General features: G+C 63.6%; 16 protein-coding genes. 3 read left to right on the top strand and 13 right to left on the bottom strand.

Going from position 1 to position 22,187, the window contains the following annotated elements; all coding sequences use genetic code 11:
- Positions 1 to 4: 4 nt before the first annotated feature.
- The 7 genes from DCG74_RS15260 to DCG74_RS15230 all read right to left on the bottom strand — a co-directional run bounded on the left by DCG74_RS15260 (position 5) and on the right by DCG74_RS15230 (position 11,326).
- Positions 5 to 1,549 (bottom strand): AMP-binding protein, encoded by a 1,545-nt coding sequence (locus tag DCG74_RS15260; protein ID WP_172789266.1) that lies wholly within the window; start codon positions 1,547 to 1,549, stop codon positions 5 to 7.
- Entirely contained in the window at positions 1,542 to 2,060 is a 519-nt protein-coding gene (locus DCG74_RS15255) for a (2Fe-2S)-binding protein (RefSeq protein WP_172789265.1), read from the bottom strand. The genes DCG74_RS15260 and DCG74_RS15255 overlap by 8 nt, the downstream gene beginning before the upstream one ends.
- Positions 2,057 to 2,872, bottom strand: coding sequence for a xanthine dehydrogenase family protein subunit M (locus DCG74_RS15250; RefSeq protein ID WP_172789264.1), 816 nt, complete (start codon positions 2,870 to 2,872; stop codon positions 2,057 to 2,059). Before DCG74_RS15250 ends, DCG74_RS15255 begins: the two co-directional genes overlap by 4 nt.
- Entirely contained in the window at positions 2,869 to 5,871 is a 3,003-nt protein-coding gene (locus tag DCG74_RS15245; RefSeq protein ID WP_172789263.1) for a molybdopterin cofactor-binding domain-containing protein, read from the bottom strand. The genes DCG74_RS15250 and DCG74_RS15245 overlap by 4 nt, the downstream gene beginning before the upstream one ends.
- A gap of 143 nt (positions 5,872 to 6,014) precedes the next feature.
- Entirely contained in the window at positions 6,015 to 6,854 is an 840-nt protein-coding gene (locus DCG74_RS15240; RefSeq protein ID WP_172789262.1) for an AraC family transcriptional regulator, read from the bottom strand.
- A 234-nt stretch (positions 6,855 to 7,088) separates the two neighbouring features.
- Positions 7,089 to 10,193, bottom strand: coding sequence for an efflux RND transporter permease subunit (locus DCG74_RS15235; protein ID WP_172789261.1), 3,105 nt, complete (start codon positions 10,191 to 10,193; stop codon positions 7,089 to 7,091).
- Positions 10,190 to 11,326 carry an efflux RND transporter periplasmic adaptor subunit gene (locus tag DCG74_RS15230; protein ID WP_246709061.1) on the bottom strand — a complete coding sequence of 379 codons (1,137 nt, stop codon included), beginning with the start codon at positions 11,324 to 11,326 and terminating at the stop codon, positions 10,190 to 10,192. Before DCG74_RS15230 ends, DCG74_RS15235 begins: the two co-directional genes overlap by 4 nt.
- A gap of 208 nt (positions 11,327 to 11,534) precedes the next feature.
- Here DCG74_RS15230 and DCG74_RS15225 point away from each other — a divergent pair, with 208 nt between their 5' ends.
- Both DCG74_RS15225 and DCG74_RS15220 read left to right on the top strand, forming a co-directional pair.
- Positions 11,535 to 12,263, top strand: coding sequence for a response regulator (locus tag DCG74_RS15225; RefSeq protein ID WP_172789260.1), 729 nt, complete (start codon positions 11,535 to 11,537; stop codon positions 12,261 to 12,263).
- The gene (locus DCG74_RS15220) at positions 12,260 to 13,510 is read left to right on the top strand and encodes a HAMP domain-containing sensor histidine kinase (RefSeq protein WP_257187572.1); all 1,251 of its coding nucleotides are present in this window, start codon (positions 12,260 to 12,262) and stop codon (positions 13,508 to 13,510) included. The genes DCG74_RS15225 and DCG74_RS15220 overlap by 4 nt, the downstream gene beginning before the upstream one ends.
- Before the next feature lie 31 nt (positions 13,511 to 13,541).
- Here DCG74_RS15220 and DCG74_RS15215 read toward each other — a convergent pair whose 3' ends face one another.
- Entirely contained in the window at positions 13,542 to 14,906 is a 1,365-nt protein-coding gene (locus tag DCG74_RS15215; RefSeq protein ID WP_257187571.1) for a patatin-like phospholipase family protein, read from the bottom strand.
- Positions 14,906 to 15,805: a DUF3313 domain-containing protein gene (locus DCG74_RS15210; protein ID WP_172789259.1), complete on the bottom strand. Its 900-nt coding sequence runs from the start codon at positions 15,803 to 15,805 to the stop codon at positions 14,906 to 14,908. Before DCG74_RS15210 ends, DCG74_RS15215 begins: the two co-directional genes overlap by 1 nt.
- Before the next feature lie 188 nt (positions 15,806 to 15,993).
- On the opposite strand from DCG74_RS15210, the gene DCG74_RS15205 reads away from it, so the two are divergent.
- Positions 15,994 to 16,716 (top strand): response regulator transcription factor, encoded by a 723-nt coding sequence (locus DCG74_RS15205; RefSeq protein ID WP_172789258.1) that lies wholly within the window; start codon positions 15,994 to 15,996, stop codon positions 16,714 to 16,716.
- A gap of 57 nt (positions 16,717 to 16,773) precedes the next feature.
- Here the strand turns inward: DCG74_RS15205 and DCG74_RS15200 are convergent, their stop codons facing one another.
- The 4 genes from DCG74_RS15200 to DCG74_RS15185 all read right to left on the bottom strand — a co-directional run bounded on the left by DCG74_RS15200 (position 16,774) and on the right by DCG74_RS15185 (position 21,898).
- Positions 16,774 to 17,265 carry a hypothetical protein gene (locus DCG74_RS15200; protein WP_257187570.1) on the bottom strand — a complete coding sequence of 164 codons (492 nt, stop codon included), beginning with the start codon at positions 17,263 to 17,265 and terminating at the stop codon, positions 16,774 to 16,776.
- Between the two features lie 502 nt (positions 17,266 to 17,767).
- The gene (locus tag DCG74_RS15195; RefSeq protein WP_172789257.1) at positions 17,768 to 18,076 is read right to left on the bottom strand and encodes a hypothetical protein; all 309 of its coding nucleotides are present in this window, start codon (positions 18,074 to 18,076) and stop codon (positions 17,768 to 17,770) included.
- Positions 18,077 to 18,284: 208 nt separating this feature from the next.
- Positions 18,285 to 20,405 (bottom strand): glucans biosynthesis glucosyltransferase MdoH, encoded by a 2,121-nt coding sequence (gene mdoH, locus DCG74_RS15190; protein WP_172789256.1) that lies wholly within the window; start codon positions 20,403 to 20,405, stop codon positions 18,285 to 18,287.
- The gene (locus tag DCG74_RS15185; RefSeq protein ID WP_172789255.1) at positions 20,393 to 21,898 is read right to left on the bottom strand and encodes a glucan biosynthesis protein G; all 1,506 of its coding nucleotides are present in this window, start codon (positions 21,896 to 21,898) and stop codon (positions 20,393 to 20,395) included. Before DCG74_RS15185 ends, mdoH begins: the two co-directional genes overlap by 13 nt.
- Positions 21,899 to 22,187: the final 289 nt, after the last annotated feature.

Raw genomic sequence — 22,187 nt, 5'->3', positions numbered from 1 at the left:
ATGATCAGGCCGCGTCCGACGGCGGCAGGCGCTCGGCCTCGTATTCTCCGGCGACGAGCAGTCGCCGCAGCAGCTTTCCGACCGGCGATTTCGGGATCGCGTCGACGAAGACGTAGCGGCGCGGCCGCTTGAAATTGGCAAGGCCCGAAGTGCGGCAGAACTGCTCCAGCTCGACTTCAGACACCGCGCGGTTGCGCTTGACGAAGGCGGCGACGACCTTGCCCCATTTCTCGTCCGCGACGCCGACGACCGCGACCTCGTCCACGGCTGGATGCAGCGACAGGCAACTCTCGATCTCGACCGGCGAGACGTTTTCGCCGCCGGTGATGATCATGTCGTCGACCCGGCCGGTGACGAACAGATCGCCGTCGGCATCGACGAAGCCGGTATCGCCGGTGAAATACCAGCCTTCGCGCAACGACTTGGCGTCCGCTTCGGGACGGCGCCAATAGCCTTCGAAGGCCTCGTCGCCTTTGAGCGTGGCGATGATCTCGCCCTCCTCGCCGACGGCGGCAAGCTCCGCCACCGACTTCGCGCCGATGCGCACGACCTTGACGTGCTGGTTGAGCCCCGCCTTGCCGGCCGAGCCGGGCTTTGCGGCCGCGTTCTGGTCGATCGTAAAGGTGTAGATCTCGGAGCTGCCGTAGTGATTGACGAACAGGCTTGGCTTGAACGCCTCGTTCAGCTTCTTCAGCAGGCCATCGGTCATCGACGCGCCGGCGAAGCCGAGCTTGCGCACGCTGGAGACGTTGGTCCCGGCAAAGGCCTCGTGATGGACGAGATCGTGATAAAGCGTCGGCACCAGATAAAGATTGGTGATCGCTTCCTTCTCGATCAGCGCCAGCGCCTGGCGACTGTCATAGCGCGGCAGGCAGATGAACGTGCCGCCGATCAACGACATCGCCAGCAGCGAGCGGACGCCCATGGTGTGATAGAGCGGCATCACCCCGAGCGTGCGCTCACCTCGGCCGTAGAGATTTTGCGCGACATGGGCGATCGCGGCGGCGCGTTCGGCGCGATGCCGCCGCGGCACGCCCTTGGGACGCGACGTCGTGCCCGAGGTATAGAGCATGATCGACCAGGCATCGGCTCCGACGCGCGGCTCGGCATCGGGGACGCGGTCCCTGATCAGATCGGCGAAGCTGGTTGCATCGCCCGGGCCGGGATCGACGGACACGCGCAGCAGCTTGCCTGCCAGCGCCGAGCCCTGCACGGCCTCGGCGGAGATGTCCTGATGGAAGACCGCGCAGGCCTCGGCATTCTCGATGCAATAGTCGAGCTCGTCGGCCTTGGCGCGCCAGTTGATCGGCGTGATCACGAGGCCTGCGAACTGGCAGGCCCAGTGCAGCGTCGCCGCTTCCCAGCGGTTCTGCAGCAACGTGACGACGTGATCGGCGGGCTTGAGGCGAAGGCGGTCGAACGAGGCGACGAGGGCAGAAATTCTGTCGTACCATTGCCGGTAGGTCAGGCGGAGTTCGCCGTCGACCAGGGCAATGGCGTGAGGATCGCGCGCGGCGCTGGCAATGAAGCTGCTGGCGAGATCAAGCATCGGACGTCTCTTTGTTGGATGAAGCAAGCTCGGCGGCGGCATCCAGCGCCGCCTGGATGATCGGCGTGTAGCCGGTGCAGCGGCAGATATGGCCGCTAAGGAGATCGCGGATCTCCGCCTCGGTCGGCGCCGGGTTCTTCGCGAGATAATGATCGAGCGACATCAGAATGCCGGCGGTGCAGAAGCCGCACTGGAGCGCGTGGTTGCGACGGAACGCCTGCTGCAGCACGCCGAGCCTGTCGGCCGACGGTGCGAGGCCTTCGACGGTCTTGAGCTCGCAGCCATCGATCTGCGCGGCGAGCGTCAGACAGGACCGTGTCAGCATGCCGTCGACGACGACAGTGCAGGCACCGCAGACGCCGTGCTCGCAGCCGACATGGGTACCGGTCGCGCCCAGCTGGTGACGCAGGAAATCGGACAGCAGCATGCGCGGCTCGGCCTCGCCCTCGACCGGCTTGCCGTTGAGCGTGAAGCGGACGGGATGGCGGCGATCTGCCTCGAGGCGCGTCATTGCAGCACCTCGCCGATCAGGTCGCGGCCGATCATGCGCACGAGGTCACGGCGATAGCGCGCCGTGGCGTGGACGTCGTCGCGTGCGCCAAGCTCCCAGGCAAAGGCGTTGAGGGCATCGTCGAGCGCGCCTCCCTCCAGCCGCGGCCAGTCGCGCGCGGTCGGAACATCCGCGACGCCGCCAACGGCGAGGCGCACGCCCGTCGGCGTCTTCATCGCAGCGCAGGCAACAATGGCGAAGTCGCCGTGCCGGCGCGCGACCTCGCGGAAGGCGACGCGCAATCCCTTCACCGCCGGCAGCGAGATGCCCTCGATCAGCTCGTCATCGGCGCGCGCAGTCAGCATCATGCCGGCAAAGAAATCTTTGGCCGCGACGCGACGGCGTCGTTTAGCGTTGCGCAACAGCACCTCGCCATCAAGTGCGACCAGCGCGAGCGGCATCTCGGCACTGGGATCGGCATGCGCGAGCGAACCGCAGATGGTGCCGCGGCTGCGGGTCTGCATATGCCCGACCCAGGGCAGCGCCAGCGCCACGAGCGGCAGTGCCTCGGCGAGACCCGGCCAGGCCAGGAGATCGGCCTGCCGCACGCCGGCGCCGATGACGATGCTACCGCCCTTCCGCTCGATCTGGCGCAGCTCCCTGATCCGCATGATGTCGATCAGCAGCTTCGGCTTGGCGAGGCGCATGTTGAGCATCGCCATCAGCGACTGGCCGCCGGCAAGGACGCGGGCATCGCCGCCCTGCTGCGCGAGGCCTTCGAGGACGTCACCGATGCTCTCGGCGCGGAGATAGTCGAATGCGGGCGGCTTCATCGGCGCCCCCCGAACAAGCCGGCGACCTTTGCCAGCAGCGCGAACAGCGAGAAGCCTCCACCCGAAGCACCACCGCCGCCGGCCTTGCGGGCCAGCGCGGTGAAAAACTGGCCGATGATCACGCGTGTCGCGCCATCAAGCAGACGGCCGCCGATGCTGGCGACCTTGCCGCCGATAGCGGCGTCATAGCTGTAGGTCAGGCTTGTTCCGCCAGTGCCGTCGGGCGCAAGCGTGATGCGCCCCTCCGCGCTGCCGAAACCGAGCGCGCCGGTGGCGCCGCCGCGCAAGGTGACCGCACGTGGCGGGTCGAGATCGAACAGATCCACATCGGCGCGATAGCGGCCGGTGACGGGGCCGATGCCGAGCGTGACGTCCGCGCGGAAATGCGTGTCGGTGACCTTGTCGACGCGCTGGCAGCCGGGAATGACCGATTGCAGCGTGGCGGGATCGAGCAGCATCGCCCAGACCTGCTCCGGCGCGCCCTTCACCGTGGCCTGTCCTTCGCCGCGCAACCGCCTGTCGCCGTCACGAACGGGGGCCGAGGTGGCGCCGCCTGCCGGAGGCGGCGGCTCGACGCCGCGCACCAGTTCGGCGAGCCGCGCCGGCACCAGCGGCAAGGTGATGTCGGCAATGCCAAGTGCATCCGCGACCGCATTGGCGAGGCACACCGGCGTCGACATGCAATTGCCTTCACCGACGCCCTTGGCGCCGAGCGGCGTGAACGGCGACGGCGTCTCCATGTGGAAGATCTCGGGCTCCGGCACCTCGGTTGTGGTCGGCAGCAGATAGTCGGCGAACGTTCCCGTCAGGAAGCTGCCGTCCTCGGCGTAGGCATATTCCTCGAGGAGAGCGGCGCCGAGCGCCTGGGTGAAGCCGCCGCGGATCTGGCCGTTGACCATGCCGGGATGCAAAATGGTGCCGCAGTCGTGCATGGTGACGTAGCGGTCGATCCGCGTCTCCAGCGTGACGGAATCGATCTCGACGCCGCAGAAGTCGAAGATGAAGCCGTGGCAGAGCGAGGAGTTGATGCGATCCTCATCGTCGGGCGGCGTCAGCTCCGGCGGCGTCCAGAACACGGTCTCGCGGATGGTCTGACCGGCATCATCAGGGAGCGAGCCCGGTGACCAATGGCTGAGCGCAGCGACGCGCGAGAACGCGATCCGGTTCTCGGGATTATGCTTTGAGGCCACAAAACCCTTTGCGAAGACGATGTCCGCGGCCTCGACGTTGAGCTGGCTCGCAGCAATGCGCGCGAGCCGGCCAGCGACGCGCTCGGCCGCAAGTTTTGCTGTGCCCGCCACGGCCGCGGCGAAGCGGCTGGCGTAGTTGCCGGACGCGATCGACCAGGCATCCTTGGCCGTGTCGATCTCGGTGTTGACGCGGATGTCCCCGGGCTGGAGGCCAAAGACGTCGGCGACGACCTGCGACAGCACGGTGCGATGGCCCTGCCCCTGCGGCACGGAGGCGACATGGACGGTGACGCTGCCAACGGGATCAAGGCCAACGGTAGCCGTCGCCTGCGCGCCGTTCTTGGGACCTGCCTTGCGGCGCTCGGCCGCCGTCAGCACGGTCGTGATGTAACCCATGTTGGAGACGCTGGGCTCGACCACCGCTGTGAAGCCGATGCCGTAGAGACGCCCTTGCGCCCGCGCCGCGTCGCGCCGCGCTTTCAGCTCCGCGAGCCGGCCCTGCTCGACCGCGCGCGCGACAGCTTCCTGATAATTGCCGGAGTCGAGTAACGCGCCAGTTGCCGTAGGATAGGGAAATGCGCCAGCGCCGATCAGATTGCGCTTGATCACATCGAGCGGATCGAGGCCGAGGCTAATCGCAATCGTCTGAACCAATCGCTCCAGCGCGAAATAGACCTGCGGGCCGCCAAAGCCGCGGTTGAGGCCGGTCGGCGTCTTGTTGGTGACGACGACGCGGTTGCGGACCTTGACGTGACGAATGTCGTAGGCACCGGTCAGATTGCCGTGCATGCGATAGAGCGTCGCCGGCTCGGGCGCGCGCAAATGCGCGCCGCAATCCTCGACCTGGTCCCAATCCAGCGCGAGGATCTTTCCATCCGCCGCGACCGCCGCCGACAGCGTCGTCGCGCGGTTGGTCGCCGACACCGATGCGGTGAGATGCTCGAGCCGGTCCTCGATCCACTTCACCGGCCGCCCCGTGATGCGCGCGGCGGCGGCGATCAGCACGATGTAGGGAAACACGCCTTGCTTGACGCCGAAGCTGCCGCCGGAATCCGGCGGCGTGCGCAACCGCAGGCGGTTGCCCGGCACTTTCAGCGCCCGCGCGATCACGGTGTGAATGCTGAACGGACCCTGGAAATTGGCGAGCACCTCATAGGCGTCCTCGCCGGCATCATGCGAGGCGACGACGCCATAGGTCTCGACCGGCGTGCAGGAATTACGGGGATAGCGGATGTCGATCGAGAAGCGATGCAGAGCCTCCGCAAAGGCACTTTCCGGATCGCCATAGCGGAAGGAACGATCGCTGGCGAGATTGCCGGGAAAGCCGTCATGCAGCACGGGAGCATCAGGCGCCAGCGCACCCAGCGGATCGACGACGGCGCCGCGCGGTCGATATTCGACGTTGATGATCTCGGCCGCATCCTCGGCATGCGCGCGATCCGTCGCGACGACCACGGCAACCGGCTCGCCGACATAACGCACGCGGTCCATGGCGATCGGCCAGCATTCGACCGGCGCCTTCACGCCGACGACGAGGCTTGTCGTGACCGCCTTGACATCGCTGCCGGTCAGAACCGCCGCAACGCCCGGCAGGCGTTTTGCAGCTTCAGCATCGATCGAGAGAATATCGGCATGCGCATGCGGCGAGCGCAGGATGGTCGCGTGCAGCGTGCCGGGCGCAACACCGAGATCGTCGATGAAGCGACCACGGCCGGAGAGCAACGCGGCGTCCTCGACGCGCTCGATCGAGCGCCCGACCCACGGCTCATCGCCTCGTTCCGGATCTGCGGATCTGACCGCCTGCAACATGTCCCGGCATACCTCCCGACGCGTTCTTTGACGCGGCGGTGACACTTGTCAGGACAGGGGCTGCGCGGGCCATACCGCCCGCTCTCACGACTTACCAAATCGTCTCATTCGAGCGCGTGCAGCGCAATATCAGCCCGCGAGACTCAACCAGCGAGACGCGAGACGTTGCGAAACTCGCGCGGGCTGACGCCGGCATGGTCGCGGAAGAAGCGCGTGAAATGCGCCGGCTCCGGAAAGCCAAAGCGCTCGCTGAGCTCGCCGAGCGGTGTGTCCTCGCGCATGACAGCGTCGAGCGCGCGTTCCATGCGGACCACGTTGAGATAGATTTTTGGCGAGACGCCGAGCGAGGTCTCGAACAGGCGGAAGAACTGCGCGCGCGAGAGCCCTGCGTCCTTCGCGAACTGATCGACGCCGCCATAGGAATCATGCACGCGCATCGCATCCATCGCGCGGCGGATGCGCCAGTCGCAGCTCACCGCGCTCATGCCGCGGATCGAGGTCGGAAAGCTGCGCCAGGGCGTGAAGCGCTCGATCACCGCGATCATCAGGTCCGACAGCGTCTGCTCGTGGGTCCGCACCGCATCCGGATTGGCCATCATTTCGGCCGCCAGGTGCAGCGTGAGCTGGCGGATGCGCGGCGACACCTCGCCCGAGGGCCGCTCGAAGAAGCCCGGCGCGCCGCTCGCGGCCCAGCCGGGACGGAACTCCTTCAGCCATTCCGGCTCGATATAGAGCGCCATGATCAGGGTGCGCGGACGGTTGACGTCATGCACATAGGCATGCGGCTTCCAGCCGTCGACCAGTACGGCGGCGGTGTCCGTCAGCGGCGTGACCTGGTCGCCGACCATGAACTGCGTATCGGCCCCCTCGACCTTGAGCAGGACGTGGCAATGATGATGAGCGTGGCGGACCAGCGATCGATCCATGTCGAGCAGCGCGACCCTGCCGAAAGCACCATGAGCGATGCGCAGGGCCGTCGACATCAGTTCCTCCCTCCCGGCGTTGCACCGCAAAATGGCTGCCTTGTCGAGTGCGGCACTATAAGCAGCACCCACTTCATATTCCAAGCGCGCAAACGGATGCAAGCCGTTCACGCCCATAGCTCTGCAAGCAGTCCGCCGGGCTTGGATCGCCGCAACGCGGTGGCGAGATCGGCATCCTCGCCTTGACGCGGATGCGCTTGATCGCTTGATGCACGAAGCCGGCACGCCGCGACGTCACGGCGCGCTTCGAGCGACCTCACCGGTTCGCGCAACGTCTGCCTGAAAGACTTTTCCCAACCAACGCTGGAGATCGTCCATCACCGTGTAAAAAGCGGGCACGTACATCAGACTGAGAAGGGTCGAGCTGAACAATCCCCCGATCACGGCGATTGCCATAGGCGCCCTCCTCTCGGCATCCGCTCCCATGCCCAAAGCTATGGGCAGCATGCCGGCGCTCATCGCTATCGTGGTCATGACGATCGGCCGAGCTCGTTTCCGGGCCGCGTCCAACAAAGCCTGCGTGCGATCAAGGCCGCCATCGCGTCTGGCGACGATCGCGTACTCGACGAGAAGAATCGAGTTCTTCGCCGCAATTCCCATGAGCATGAGCAGCCCGATCATGACCGGCAGGGAGATCGACATCTGCGTCATCAGCAACGAGCCGAGAGCCCCTCCGACCGACAGCGGTAGCGCGGTGAGAATGGTTACCGGCTGAACGAACCCGTTGAAGAGCAGCGCGAGGACGACGAAGAGCAGAACGATGGCCGACCCGACCGCGAGCTTGAAGCCGTCGAACAGCTCCTGCATGCGTTCGGAATCGCCCGCAGGCTTGTAAAACACCCCTGCCGGCAGCCGCTTGATCGAAGGCATCCGGGCGACCAGGTCTTCCGCCTCGCCGACCGTCAAGCCACTTAATTCCGCTTCGACCGTCTCGCTTCTGGTGCGATCGGTCCGCTCGATCTGGAGCGGACCTGAGCCGAAGCTGATGTCGGCGACAGACGACAGAGGCACCGGCTTCTCGAAAGTCGGCACCTGCAGCATCGACAGGCCAGCCATGTCGGAGCGAGCAGCGTCGTTCAGCAAAATGCGAACCGGAATCTGCCGTGCGCCCAGGCTGAACTTCGACAGGTTCTGGTCGATATCGCCTACGGTGGCGATATTGACAGTCTTGGCGATCGCAGTCGTGGAAACTCCGAGGAGAGCGGCCTTGTCCGCCTTAGGCGTTATCTGGAGCTCAGGCTTGGCGAAACTGCTTGTGACTCTCGCGCGTTGGAATCCAGGAGTTGCGCGCATATCCTGGGCCAATCGGCGTGCCGCATCGGCAAGTGCTGCGGCATCATCGCTCAACAAGGATATCTGGATTTTCGCGCCGGAGGACCCGTCCTCGCCGAGGCGGATCCGGACGCCCGGAATGATCGACAGTTGACGGCCGATCGAGGCTTCGAACGCCTGTTGGGAGAGGGTTCGCTCGGCTCTCGGAACGAGGTTGATCGTAACGGTCGATCTTCTGACCTCTCCCACCGAGGTCGACAGGTCTCCCGGGCCGGAAAGCGTCGAGGTCTCAGTTCCGACGGCGGCATAGACGGAAGCGACTTCTGGTCTCGCCCTCAGCAGGAACGCGACCCTTTGCGTGGCAGCGTCCGTTTCCTGCAACGTCGCACCCGGCGCCAACTCTACGCTGAGGATCGTGCGGCTTCGATCGGCCGCTGGCATGAAGTCGGTCGGAAGGGACGGAATGAGAGATAATGACGCGACGAAGACTATGACACCGGCGACGATGGTGATCCATCGATAGCGCAGCGTCCAGGTCAACACCAAGGCATAGTACCGCACCCACGCCGGCTCGGGATGCTCTTTTCCGGTCGTCTTCAGGAGAAAGGCCGCCATCAATGGCGTAAGCAGGCGAGCGACCACGAGAGAGAAGAAGACAGAACTGCAAACGGCGATCGAGAAAGCCTTGAAGAACTGCCCTGGAATGCCCGGCATCAGGCCGACCGGCGCGAAAACCACGATGATGGCGAACGTCGTCGCGACCACGGCCAGGCCAATCTCGTCGGCCGCATCGATGGCGGCCTCGTAAACGGTCTTTCCGGACTGCCGAATATGCCGGACGATGTTCTCGATTTCCACGATGGCGTCGTCGACAAGAATGCCGACGACCAGGGCAATCTCCAGAAGAGTGATGTTGTTCAGCGATTGGTTCAGCGCATACATCACCGCGAAGGTCGGCATCAACGACAACGGTAGCGCAGCACTCGAGATCAAGGTCGCCCGAATATCCCGCAGGAAGATCCATACGACCAGGACTGCGAGCAACGCTCCCAACAGGAGCGCCTCGATGGCGGCGTCGTATCCCTCGATGACCGCATCGGTCGAGGACGTCACTTCCAGGATCCGAACGCCAGCGTGCCCAGCGCCGAATTCGGCCATCCGCTTCCTGACGGCTCGGGTCACTGCAAACTCTCCGGTCCCGACGGCGCGGTAGACGCTGAAGCCCACGACTTCCCGATCATTGAACCGGGACCTCTGTCGCGGTTCGGCCCATGAGCGCTCGACGGTTGCGATTTCGGACAGCTTGACGCTGCGGCCATCGCTGAAGGCGAGCCGCATCTCCTTCAGGGCCGCGACGTCCGGAACGCTTCCCACGGTACGAATGACTTGCTCGGATCCCCCGAGCGTCGCACGACCGCCGGGCTGAGTGATGTTGCGGTTTCTCACAAGGTCGGAAACTTCCGCGGCGGTCAGTCCCAGAGCGAGCAATCGGTCGGGATCGAGCTTAACGGTGATTTCCGCATCGACACCGCCGGATCTGAGGATCTTGGAGACGCCGGGGACTGCGAGCGCGGATTTGGCGATGTCGTTGTCTATGAACCAGCTCAACGCGTCCGGAGCCATCATCGGAGCGTCGACGATGAACGTGAGGATCGCCTGTCCCGTCGCCTCGACGCGCCGGACCGTGGGATCGAGCGTTGCTTGCGGGAGCTTCGAACGGATCGATACGACGGCATCCCGGACGTCGTTCGTCGCCCGATCGATATCGGTGCCGATCGCGAACTCGACCATGGTCATGGACAGTCCCTCGTTCACGATCGAACGAGTGCGATTGACGGTACCAAGTCCTGCGACGCCATCCTCGACGAATCGGGTGATTTGCGCCTCGATTTCGGTCGGCGCAGCTCCAGGCCAGGCAACGCTGACGGTCACCGTCGGAATGTCCATGTCGGGCATATTGTTGAGCCGGAGCTTCGAACAGCCGACGGCTCCTGCAAGGGTGAGCAGCACGAACAGAATGATGGTCGCGACAGGATTGCGGATCGCCCAACCGGAGATGCCGTTCATCGCAGCGCGCCGCCTTTGACCGAGGCAGTCTTCACGTTCACGAAATCGCCGTCACTGAGGAGACCTGCACCATGGGTCACAATGCGATCTCCAGCCTCCAGTCCGCGCAGGACCTCCACGTCATCCAATTCCTTGGCGCCTATACCGATCTCGACCAACGACACCAGACTGTCGCGCCCGATCTTGAAGACGTGCGCCTTCGCTTCGCGCCAGACCAGCGCCTTCAGGGGAACGGTCAACGCGAGTTTTCTTTCGGCCGAAATCTCGACCCGAGCGAACATCCCCGGCTTGAGTTTCGTTCCCTTTGGCAGCGCGACATGAACCGTACCCAAGCGCGTCTTCGGATCGACCACCGGCGAAACGAGGCGGACCGATCCATGCTCGGATTGCCCGCCGGGGCCGAGCACCATCACATGCTGCCCCGCGGCAGCAGCGAGCAGGTCGGTTTCGACCACGCGGGCATCGACCTCGATGCGATCGTCCTGGATCAATCGGAACATCTCGACCCCGGCTTGGACCACCTGGCCGATCGCCACCGATCTCGAGGCGATCGTTCCCGCGGCGGGAGCGATGATGACCGTCTGACGTTGCCGTGCTTCTGCTTCGTCGAGTTGAGCACGAGCCGCTTCCAGCTTGGCCTCGGTCGTCTTGACGAGCGTCTCGCGCTGCTCGATGGCTTGCGCGCTCATCACGCCCGAGGACACCGAATGCGCGCGGGCAGCATCCGATCTGGCAATGGCAAGGCTCGCTTCCAGTTCGTCGATCGCGGCTTTCTGCTTGGATATCGCCGCAGCCGTCAGATCCTGGCTGAGGCGCGCCAGTACCTGCCCCTTCGCAACGAGGTCGCCTTCGTCCACGGCGACCTCGATCACCGCCAGCCCACCCGCTTCAGAGCTGACCGGGATTTCACGCCACGCGACGACGTTGCCTGTCGCCGTGATCGTTCTGGTGACCTCCGATCTCTCGACCGATGCGGCCAAGACGGTCATCGCGAATGAGAGACTTTCCGCATGGACGGTAGAATGGAAGACCAGAGACGTCATGAGCGCCATCGACCTCAGGCCGCGATGGATTCTTTTCATATCAGCACCCTTCTCCGCGCCCCGTCGATTCCCGAACGCCTCGCCAGCCATCACCTTCCTCGAACGGCCGACGACTGCTCGGGTAGGACGTGGGGTTTGCTCGCGTAGTACAATTTGTGTCGGATCGTCTCGGGCGGGTGCCCATTTGTGTCGAAATGTTGCTAGATGGGTGCCTTGGCGCCTTTCGTTACGAGTTCCGGCTTTTTTCGAGCCTGCTTACCGGTAAAACCGTGCTTCCGAGCCACCGTGAAGGGCATCCATGCACGAACACACTCCTCAGATCCTGGTCGTCGACGACGATCCCGAGATTCGTAAGCTGCTTGCCCGCTACATCGAAAGCCAGTCGCTTCGCGTCGTCCTGGCATCGAGCTGCAACGAGATGCGCGAGCGCCTTGCGGCCGAACAGGTCGATCTCGTGGTTCTGGATGTGATGCTTCCGGACGGCTCCGGGCTCGACGCCTGCCGCGATTTGCGAGCGAAGCGAAACATGATCCCCGTTATCCTTCTGACGGCGCTCAAGGAGGATGTCGATCGCATCGTAGGTCTGGAAATGGGAGCCGACGATTATCTCGGCAAGCCGTTCAATCCGAGAGAACTGGTCGCCAGAATTCGCGCCGTCTTGCGGCGCCGCTCAGAAAGAAGTCTTCGATCTCAAGAAACGAGGAAGTACCGATTCGACGGCCTTACGGCCGATCCTCAGTTGCGCAGCGTAACCGATGCGCAGGGCAATGCCCTGGAACTGACCGGCGCGGAATTCGACCTGCTGCAGGTCTTCCTCGACAGACCGGGGCGTGTGCTTTCGCGGGACCAGCTCCTCGACCTTACGCGCGGCCGGGAGGGAGAGGTCTTCGATCGCTCCATCGATGTCCTCGTCAGCCGGTTGAGGCGCAAACTGGACACTTCCGGAATGCCGCCCCTCTTCAAGACAGTTCGCAACGGCGGTTATCAACTCGTCGCGAAGGTCGGGGTGCAGGACTTTCCGGCGTGAACACCCTGCGCGCCAAACTCGCCGTCCTTCTCACCGTCGTGATCATCTCGGTGGTCTGCATTCTGACCGGGATTCTCGTCTACCTGTTTGATCCGCCCAACGAACGGGAGGCAATCAGTCCACTCGTCGACCAAGTAGAGTTATTGACCCGAGTTGGGCAGGTCGCTCCCAAATTGGTCATCGTTCAACAGGCCGCAGCGGGCGGTGAAGTCGAAACCAATCTCACCACGTGGCTGCGCGCCGCTCTGACGGCCCGCGGGATCCCCCGCGACGTCATCGTGTCCCGCAAGGACGACCTTCCTCTCCTGTCCATTCCGGTCGATCAAGGATGGGTCGTCACGCAAATCCCTGACCTGCCTCCCGCGGGCGGCATCTTCCATCTCCTTTTGATTTGGCTTGCGCTGACCACGCTGGGCACGATGGCGGTCGCTCTCTTTTTCGCGAACCGGATGGTCAAACCCCTCGTACTTCTCGAACGCGCGATCGAGACCGTAGGCCCGGACGGTGTTCTTCCCGAACTGGCCGTGACAGGACCGGCGGAGGTACGGGTCGCAGCCAGAGCGCTGAATTCTCTGTCTTCCCGGCTGAAGGCGGCAATGGAAAGCCGAATGCGGCTCGTCGCGGCAGCGGGCCATGACTTACGGACACCGATCACCCGTATGCGCCTGCGCGCCGAGTTCGTCGCGGATGAAGAAGACCGCCAAATGTGGCTCAAGGATATGGACGAGCTGGAAAGGATCGCGGACAGCGCAATACTTCTCGTGAGAGAGGACTCCGGCAAATCGGCGCCCGAGCCGATCCGGCTGGACATTCTCGTTTCCGACCTCGTGGACGAGCTTCGAACGCTATCTTACGACATCACCCTGACCAGTTCTGCGGCGGCGACCGCGCTCGCGAATCGAACGGGTCTGAGCCGCGCCTTCAGGAATTTGCTCATAAATGCATCCACGCATGGTAAGCGGGCCCGGGTTGCCGTCCAAAGCAGCGCGAACGACGCCGTCGTTGTGATCGACGACGACGGTCCGGGGATTCCGCCCGATCTCATCGGGCAGGTTTTCGAGCCGTTCTTCCGCGTCGACCGGGCGCGCACGAAGCAGTTCGATGGTGCCGGACTCGGTTTGACGATCGCGAAAGAGATCGTTCAGCGCGCCGGAGGCAGCATCAAAATCCAGAATGGATCATTCCGGGGGCTGATTCAGACCGTGACGCTGCCGGTTGCGCAATCGCTTCCGGCGGAGCCACACTGACGGGTCCCCTTTCACAGCGACGGGACACACTTTACCGGAGCTCCGCACTCTGGCCGGCGGGGGGCGACGCCGAACTGGAGACGCGACTCAGCGGCTTCGGGTTGTTCGCGATCCCCGGGGGTGCCTTCATCCACTGGTAGCCCTCGAAACCCGAACGATAGCCTTCGGTGTACAACGCTTGCATATATCCCTGCTCAAACGACGTCTCCCTCGTCGCTCGAAAGGTCGACGGAATTGCCGCAAGGTTGAAGTCGGTACCGTCGATCTCGGCCTTCGCATAGATGCGATAGAGGTCGCCGATGCTTTGATTCTTGATCAAGGTGGAGATCGACCTCAGCGAAATAGAGAAAATGCCCGGTTCTACGGCTTCCCATTCCGGGTTGATCTTTCCGTTTCGGATGATGAAGAGGCGTGCAGCGGCTCTCTTGGCTGGAACGTCGGTGCAAATGATCGTCGAAGGTCGCGGCACGAAAACCTGCTGAGTCACGCCCCCATCGACGTGCAGTTCCTCGTAGGTCCGATCTGCAACACTGACCTTGATGCGGACGGGAGGAAAGGCACCCGGCACAGAAGCGGAAGCCAGCAGGATCTTCCGGAAGAGGGGCAGGGCTTGGGGATGATTGCTCATGGCTATGCGTCCCACATCCCATAGAACCGGACGCTGCGCGTCCAAATTCGTCGTTCCGATGAGCAATACGCGGCCCTTGCGCCGCTCCATCGCGATATCGCGGAGGAATTGATCATCGACATACTTTGCTATCAGACTCTCGAGCGGAGAGCTGTCGACCAGGCCCGATCCGAGCAATGGCGCTACGACGCCGGGATCGTAGATATCGCTGCGCTCGTACCTCGTGAACACCTCTTTCAATGCCGCATCTCTGGTCCGCCCCAGGTAGACGAACGGCGCAGTCAACGCGCCGGCACTGACCCCGGTGACCAGATCGAACTCAGGTCTCGTGCCCGCATCACCCCACCCGACCAAGAGACCTGCGCCGAAGGCACCGTTGTCGCCTCCGCCAGATATTGCGAGAATGTTAAGCTCATCCGGTTGTTGGCCGAGACGACCATGAGCGGCATTCGGCTTCCTCCGGATTTGTTTGATCGTAGACAGGGCGGCAAGCGCCTCAGGCGGAGCATCCCCCCATACCCGGACGTTCGGCATCCCGGCGAGTTCGGCCTCGTCGATCAGTCGTTTCGGAACCACATCGCGCGGGAACATGGAGGCGCATCCGCAAAGAAGGCCGGTCATCAGAAACAGCGCGGCCACGCGCATCGCCGATCTGGACGCATACATGACGGGGCCGTACTCGATGGCGCGGATGACCATCATCATGGCGCCCTTCGGGGTCGAGCCGCAAAGGCTGTGTCTGCCGATGCGGCCGTCCTTGATCGCCACTACTTTCGTGTCTCCACTGGACCATCATCGGTCCATTCAGGAGGAAGGCCCAGTTTGCCGCCGACGAGACCGGCGATCCCAGGAGCGCGGCCGTAGCTTTCGCACGCCGCATACTTGGGAGCGAGACCAATATTCGAACCGACCTTTTCCAAGGACGGGATCTCGATACTAAAGCCTTCGAAGGGACTTTCACCCTTATTGAGCATCTTGGCGAAATCGTCGCCGAAGTCCCGAGCGAGATCGTAAGCGTCACTGGCTTTCGATGCTCTCGGCGTGCTGAAAAAGGCGTTCGCCCCTCTTCCCCAGATCATGGCGGCTTGCTGTCGCCCCGTGGCGTCGACGGCCTCGGCTTCGATGGACAAGTCTCCGAGCCCAACCGGAATGCGGGGCACCGGAATCGGAACGGCCGTATCCACGAAGCTTGAACCGAGCTTCGCCGCGGCCGAGACGCCCGCGGCGACTTCATCAGTCGGCGTCGCACGCGTAATGGCCGCACGCACGGTCAAATCCGCCCGTTGATCGGACGGCACCACCCTGAATCTGTCGCTCAAATTGATGCACAAGGCGCGGCTTACCGTGTTGGCGACAAGGATACGCTGTTCATGGGTTAGGGCAGGCGCAACGTGGGCAGGGAATGCCGTCGGTGCGATATTGATCGTCTTCGCCGCCGTTACCTGCTCTTTCTTCACCTGAAGACGGGACTTGGTGATCTTTCCGTCCGACTGCTTCAATCCCTCGTAAGAGGAGAGCCCGTTGCCCTGGACCAGGGCGGGGGTCGCGCAACCCGGCAACAGTGCAAGGACGAGCAGGGCCGAAGCGCAATATCCGAGCGGCCACCGGCGTTGATACGGAAACGACGGATATGAACCAGGATGATTAAGACCGGCGGCGGAGCGCATTCAGACCCCCTTATTGTGAACCCTGCGCTCTTGATAAACGGGCTACATGGCTCGGAATCTGGCTGCGGATGACCTAATGTTGCTGGCCGACCGCCATTTGTGTCGAAAGATGTCCAGCCCGAATTGAGGACAGCCTTCGTTACAATTATTACCCTTCAGCCTGTTCCAACCGGACTAAACCGGCGCCCATGCACATTCCCCAAATCCTTGTCGTCGATGACGACTTAGAGATCCGCAAGCTCCTTGCTCGCTACATCAAGGAGCAGGGCTTCCGGGTTCAACTCGCGTCCCGCTGCGTGGAAGTACGTGAACGGATCGCCACGAATCAGATCGATCTGATCGTGCTGGACGTGATGCTGCCGGACGGGTCCGGACTCGATCTTTGTCGCGATCTCCGGTCCACGCGGTCGCGGATTCCGATCATCCTGCTCACTGCTCTGAAGGAAGACGTGGATCGGATCATCGGTCTGGAGATCGGCGCCGACGACTATCTCGGCAAACCGTTCAACCCGCGTGAGCTGATCGCCCGGATTCGTGCTGTGCTCCGACGCGGCGACGATGACCGCCCCTCTCACGGCCGGAAGGGTCGCTACCTCTTCGAAGGGTTCGTCGCCGATCCGTCCGCCCGGTCGGTGGTCGCTCCGCAAGGCGGCTCGATCGATTTGACCGGAGCGGAGTTTGATCTTCTCTTGACGTTTCTCGACCGTCCCGGTCGCGTTCTGTCTCGCGACCAACTGCTCGATCTGACCCGCGGGCGCGATGGAGACGTCCTAGACCGCTCCATTGATGTGCTGATCAGTCGACTGCGGCGCAAACTTGCAGAGGGCGGCGCAAATCACATCTTCAAGACGGTGCGCAACGGCGGCTATCAGCTCGCCGCCACGGTCAGCTATCTGGACGAGCACTCCTAAGCCTGTTGCCGCTCAGTCGGCTGTCGTCTGAATGCGAATGTCGGCGCTTTGTTCGCTTCATCGCGCATCACGCGTAAGATCGATGGAGACTTCGGACACCCAGGCCCCCGGCGACTCCATGACGAAGGATTGGCGGCTTCCTTTCGTACGAACGACGAGCAACGCTGTGATCTTGTCGCCCTCGATGCGGGCATCGATCACGCCATTCTGATTTTGCCCATAGACCTTGCCCCCGACGCGGTACTGGCTTTCGAACCAGTTTCCTGAAAGCTCCGAGCCGCTTTGTTCGATTGTAGCGCCCAGGTCCATCTTGTACGCGTCGCTCGCGCAGCGCACATTCATCTTGACGGATTGACCTTCGTTCTTGGGAACGTAGTCGACCTTACAGCGGACCCGCTCCCGGGGCCCGTCCTTAGGCTTCATCCAACCACTGCCCGACCATGCCCCGGCGACGCTATTGAAGCTCGCCTGCGCTAATGCAGGCGATGCGACGGCGACGGCCATCAGCACCGAGAAACCGAGGCTCCGTGACATCTTCAACCGGCACATTGGCAGCCTTCTCATTGCGCTTACCATTGCGAAAATCATCTGCGCTCCTTCTAGACCATTGATCGTCGCTCCAGGCTTCGTCCATTGGTCAGCTGCACACCGCGCACCGCAGCGCGAACATCAGGCCCTTCGACGCGGCAGACCCCGCTTTCCGCTCTTGCAAAGCTGAACCACCCGACGAACGTGCGATCTTGATGAAATCGAGCGCCGCCCTTCTCCGGACCCGCGCTCGTTATCCGGGCACCTGGATCCAAATTGGGCCGTGTGTGACTGAACGTTTCTGCGCGTCGGCATGTTGAGTCAAAAGATGTCAGAACGGCCGAGTTGTCGAACCGGGTGCATCAGGCGACAGCTGCCTGGCATAGACTCTTGCTCGCCAATCCAGCAGGACCCCCGTCCTCCTGGCCGCGCGGATGCCACGGCGTGCGCGCAGGCTTGCGTCGAAGCGGCCTCGGCATCCGAGCCAGCCCCGCAGCATGCTCGCAGTCGCTTCGTTTGCTCGTCATGGGCTGGGCTTGGGTGAAGGCGTCGGTGAAGGGCTGGCCTCCGGCTTCACGACGGCGCCGTCACCATGAGGCACGCACGTTCCAACATTGCTCAACAAGCGCTTGGCTTGCGCCTCCCGGGCTTTGGAATAGTCGCGACGCCGCTCGATGTTCACTGCCGCCCACTTGTCCCAAGCCTCGAAAGCGTCAGCATAGTGCTTGCGCATCTGCTCTTCCGCCGAAAGGCAATCGGCGAACTTGTCAAACACCAGGTCTGTGTTGACCGGCGTCACGCCGCCGACCAGAACCACCAGCATCCATTTCATCGCGGTTCACCGTACTTCCCGGATGCAAACAGCGAACCAAGCTCGCCGGTTCCGTGGGGCGGAGCATCAACATCACCTCGAAGGCGTCCGCAATAGTCCAGCGCGGTCGCGGAAAGGCGGGCGGCGCTGCAGGGCAGCCCCATCGAAGCAAGGGCTCCATGCCCAATGCTCGCCGCTCGCCGATGGGCGCGCCCGGCAGGCCGAAACCTCATGGCTTCTGCAACACGGTCGAGAGCGCCGAACCGTCGTTCAAGATCGAGAAGATCTCCCGCGAGGACAGATGCTCTGCGGCCTCCTCGAAAGTCTCGCTGGCATCGATCTTGGCACGTCCGACCGCCAGGTTGGCGTCGACCGTGTCGGGCCTGGTGGGGCGAGGCGGCGGCAGCTGAGCGAGGTGGAAGGCCAGGAGCGCGGGGTCTTGGCGCAGCTCCAGCAACGCGGGGTTGCCCCCTGCGTCCGCCGACGCGCTCACTTCGTTCGCTCGCCGCAGCACGGGAGGCGGCTCTCGCTCTTCGGGAGTGACAAACAATCTTCCGGAGACGGGCATGGCGGTCAGCGCGCCTATGGGAACGGCGAACAGCAATCCAACGATGACCGGCGACATCCAAAGCAGCAGGGGCAGCGAAACGGCGTAGGCGCTTGCGGCCATCGCGACGCCGCACATGGTTGGAATGCCGTACTTCCGATAGAGTTCGCGGCGCTCCACCGTGCCGTCGTCGCGCCTTTGCGTCTGCCAGCCGGCATCGCGGCCGGCCAGAATCTCGACCACCGCGATCGACTGAAAGATCATCATCACCGGCGCCATCAGCGCGGATACGATGATCTCTGCGAGAACTCCGGCCGAGGCTCGCAACGCGCCGCCGAACTGGCGTCTCGCCGAGCCCCGCATCCAAACGAGGACGAGGCTGAGCAGCTTCGGCAACAGCAGCAGACCCATCGTGGCGACGAACACCCAGATGGCGAGCACGGGATCCTGGGCGGGCCACGTCGGAAACAACGAGAAACCCTTCGGAAAATACTCCGGCCGCACGAAGCGGGCCTGCAACGAGATCAGCATGCCCAGCAAGAGGAACAGCAGCCAGAGCGGTGCCGTCAGATATGCCCCTATCCCCACCATGAAGTGCAGGCGCGACACCCAGTGGAGACCCCGCGCCGGCACGACAGCCAGATGCTGAAGATTGCCCTGGCACCAGCGTCGGTCGCGCGCTGCGAAATCGAGCAGCGAGGGCGGCACCTCTTCGTAGCTTCCGCCGAGCGTCGGCAGCATGTAGATGCCCCACCCCGCGCGCCGCATCAGCGCAGCTTCGACGAAATCGTGGCTGAGGATGTGCCCGCCGAATGGCTTGCGCCCGCGCAGCTGCGGCAGCGCGGCCGATTCCGCGAACGCCTTCACGCGGATGATCGCGTTGTGGCCCCAGTAATTGCCTTCGGAGCCGTGCCACCAGGCGACGCCGGCGGCGATCAACGGTCCGTACAGGCGGCCCGCGAATTGCTGGACCCGGCTGAACAGGCTTCGCGCGTTGACGACCATGGGGAGCGTCTGAACGAGCCCGGCGCTCGGATTGCTTTCCATGGCGTGGACCAGTCGGACGATGGTCTGCCCGCTCATGAGACTGTCGGCATCGAGCACGATCATGAAATCGTACGCGCCGCCGAACCGCGTGATCCACTCGGAGATGTTCCCGGCTTTGCGCGCCGTATTCTCGCCTCGGTGTCGATAGTACAGCCGTGGCGTCCCCACCGCCTGTCGCAGCGCGAGGAGCGCTTTTTCTTCGGCGACCCAGATGTCCGGATCGGTGCTGTCGCTCAGAACGTACCAGTCGAACAGCTTTCCTTGCGAGGTCGTCTCCAGGGATTCGATGATCGCACGGAGCCGCGCCGTCAATCGGTGCGGGTCTTCGTTGTAGGTGGGAAGCAGCATGGCGGTGCGGCTTGCGATCGCAGGCAGCTCCGCGTCCGGCGCGAAGGCGCCCGGACGATGGACGAGCAGCACGAAGAAGCCGGCCAGCGCGGAGGCGAACGAGAAGGCGACCCAGGCGAGCAGGACCAGGAAGAGCGCCAGCACCATGGCTTCAAGGACGGTGACGCCGCCGACCTGCAGCACGCGATACATCTCATATCCGCCGGCCGCCGTGAGCGCCGCCGTCGAGACGACGATGAGGCCGCGCCGCCAAGCCATCGCGGGGGCAACCGGCGCAGGAATGCGGTGGGCGACCTGGTTTTTTCCGAGGTCGCCGGGAGCCATCGGAAGGGGGGACTCGCCCGGCAGCAGGCGCTGGGTCGCGATATCGCCGGCCATCGGCCGCGGTGCCGTGCTCAGGGCGCCCATCGGTAGACCCAGATTTCCGACAAGGGCCTGTCGCCTTGGGCCAGGAACGCCCGCAGCTCGATCGGCTCGCTTTTCACCTGGCACTGGAAGCTGAGCCGCCACCCACCTGTGTGGGGATTGGGCTGCGTGACGATGTTCTTCACTTCGGACTTCTCCGCCGTCACCACGCCTTTGACATCGGCAGGATCGATGCCCTTGAGGTTGTCGCCGAGCAGATCGAGCACGAACAGGCGCGCGTCCTCACCCCTCGCCCCGATCCCGCTTCGCGTGAATCTGGCGAGCGAATGCGGCTTCGGGCTATCCGGCCCCCAATGCAGCCGATAGGTGTAGTTGTGTTCGCCCTTGGCCTGCAGCGGGTTTTTCGGTCGCCAGAATGCGGCGATGTTGTCGTGGACCTCCTCCTTGGTCGGGATCTCGAACAGCACGACCCCGCCCTCGCCCCAATCCCCGATCGGCTCCATCCAGAGACTTGGGCGTTTTTCGAAGCTGGATTCGATGTCCTGGTAGGCGAAGAAGTTTCTCTCCCGCTGCATCAGCCCGAAGCCACGCGGATTGAGATCCTGGAAGGTGCTGATCTGGAGATCGCGGGGATTGCTGAGCGGCCGCCACAGGCTCTCGCCCTTCCCATTGAAGATCCCAAGGCCATCGGAATCGTGGACTGAGGGGCGGAAATCGTCGATGTCGTTGCGGTCGTTCGGACCATAGAAGAACATGCTGGTCATGGGCGCGAGACCGGCCCGCGGCATCTCGACGCGCGGGTAGACCGACATTTCGACGTCGAAGACCGTCGTCTCACCGGGCCGCACCGTGAACCGATAGCTCGCGGCGCAGCTCTTGCTGTCGAGCAGGGCATGAATCACCAACGAGGTCGCACCCGGCGCCGGCCGCTCGAGCCAGAACGTCTTGAAGAGCGGAAATTCCTCGCCCTTGGCTTCGCCCGTATCGATCGAGAGCCCCCTGGCAGAAAGGCCGTAGGTCTGCCCCTTGGCCACCGCGCGGAAGTAGCTCGCCCCCAGGAAGACGCAGACCTCGTCGTAATAGTCGGGACGGTTCATCGGCGCGTGGATGCGGAAGCCTGCGAACCCGAGATCGATGTCCTCGAACGCCGGGACCTTCTCGCCAAAGGAGAAGTCCGCCTTGCGGTACTTGAGCTCGGACGCCTTTCCGTCCGCGACCTCGAAGATGTTGACCCTGTTCTTGTAAAAGAAGCCGCGGTGGAAGAACTGCGCCTCGAACGGAAGATTCTTGCCGCGCCAGAGCGCGCGCTCGGGCAAAAAGCGGATCGAACGATACTGATCGTAGTCCAGGTCCTTCAATCCACTCGGCAGCTTCTCGTCCGGCGCCTCGTACGGCTTGCTCGCCAACCTCCGCGCCAGGTCCCTCACGGTGGACGGCCCGAACATGTCATCCGAAGGGGCGGCCAGACTGCGTCGGGAAGCAAGCAGCAGCGCCGGCAGCGCTGCCGACCCTTGAACAAGCTGGCGTCGGTTCACGTACTCTCCTACTCGCTTGCAATTGCCGCGGCCAAGCAACGGCCGACGCGCCCACGAGTTCCAGTCGGCCCAGTTCCACCCTCGCACGCCGCGTGAGGTCGCCGGCTGATTGCGACACGGTTTCGCATCCTCGCGACGACTTTCGCCCGAGCTTTGCTTCGTCACTCCACCCTCTGAAAGCCAGGAGGGCACAGGGAAGGCCCCTCAGATGAGCCGGGATGGGCCGGTTTATACGACATTTCCGAATTTCGGCTCAATACCGGGAATTTCGGCCCGCGCGACAGCCGAA

Origin of the sequence: Bradyrhizobium sp. WBAH42 (genome assembly GCF_024585265.1) — a bacterium.
Classification (GTDB): Bacteria; Pseudomonadota; Alphaproteobacteria; order Rhizobiales; family Xanthobacteraceae; genus Bradyrhizobium.
The sequence above is the reverse complement of the archived record's forward strand: the minus strand, read 5'-3'. Positions and strand labels throughout refer to the sequence as shown.

Bases quoted from the DNA above. Each gene is read 5' to 3' on its own strand.
- DCG74_RS15205 (WP_172789258.1), top strand. From the start codon at position 15,994: ATGCACATTCCCCAAATCCTTGTCGTCGATGACGACTTAGAGATCCGC.
- mdoH (WP_172789256.1), bottom strand. From the start codon at position 20,405: ATGGGCGCCCTGAGCACGGCACCGCGGCCGATGGCCGGCGATATCGCG.
- DCG74_RS15225 (WP_172789260.1), top strand. From the start codon at position 11,535: ATGCACGAACACACTCCTCAGATCCTGGTCGTCGACGACGATCCCGAG.
- DCG74_RS15260 (WP_172789266.1), bottom strand. From the start codon at position 1,549: ATGCTTGATCTCGCCAGCAGCTTCATTGCCAGCGCCGCGCGCGATCCT.
- DCG74_RS15230 (WP_246709061.1), bottom strand. From the start codon at position 11,326: ATGGCTGGCGAGGCGTTCGGGAATCGACGGGGCGCGGAGAAGGGTGCT.
- DCG74_RS15210 (WP_172789259.1), bottom strand. From the start codon at position 15,805: ATGCGCTCCGCCGCCGGTCTTAATCATCCTGGTTCATATCCGTCGTTT.
- DCG74_RS15255 (WP_172789265.1), bottom strand. From the start codon at position 2,060: ATGACGCGCCTCGAGGCAGATCGCCGCCATCCCGTCCGCTTCACGCTC.
- DCG74_RS15235 (WP_172789261.1), bottom strand. From the start codon at position 10,193: ATGAACGGCATCTCCGGTTGGGCGATCCGCAATCCTGTCGCGACCATC.
- DCG74_RS15245 (WP_172789263.1), bottom strand. From the start codon at position 5,871: ATGTTGCAGGCGGTCAGATCCGCAGATCCGGAACGAGGCGATGAGCCG.
- DCG74_RS15250 (WP_172789264.1), bottom strand. From the start codon at position 2,872: ATGAAGCCGCCCGCATTCGACTATCTCCGCGCCGAGAGCATCGGTGAC.
- DCG74_RS15200 (WP_257187570.1), bottom strand. From the start codon at position 17,265: ATGTGCCGGTTGAAGATGTCACGGAGCCTCGGTTTCTCGGTGCTGATG.
- DCG74_RS15195 (WP_172789257.1), bottom strand. From the start codon at position 18,076: ATGAAATGGATGCTGGTGGTTCTGGTCGGCGGCGTGACGCCGGTCAAC.
- DCG74_RS15240 (WP_172789262.1), bottom strand. From the start codon at position 6,854: ATGTCGACGGCCCTGCGCATCGCTCATGGTGCTTTCGGCAGGGTCGCG.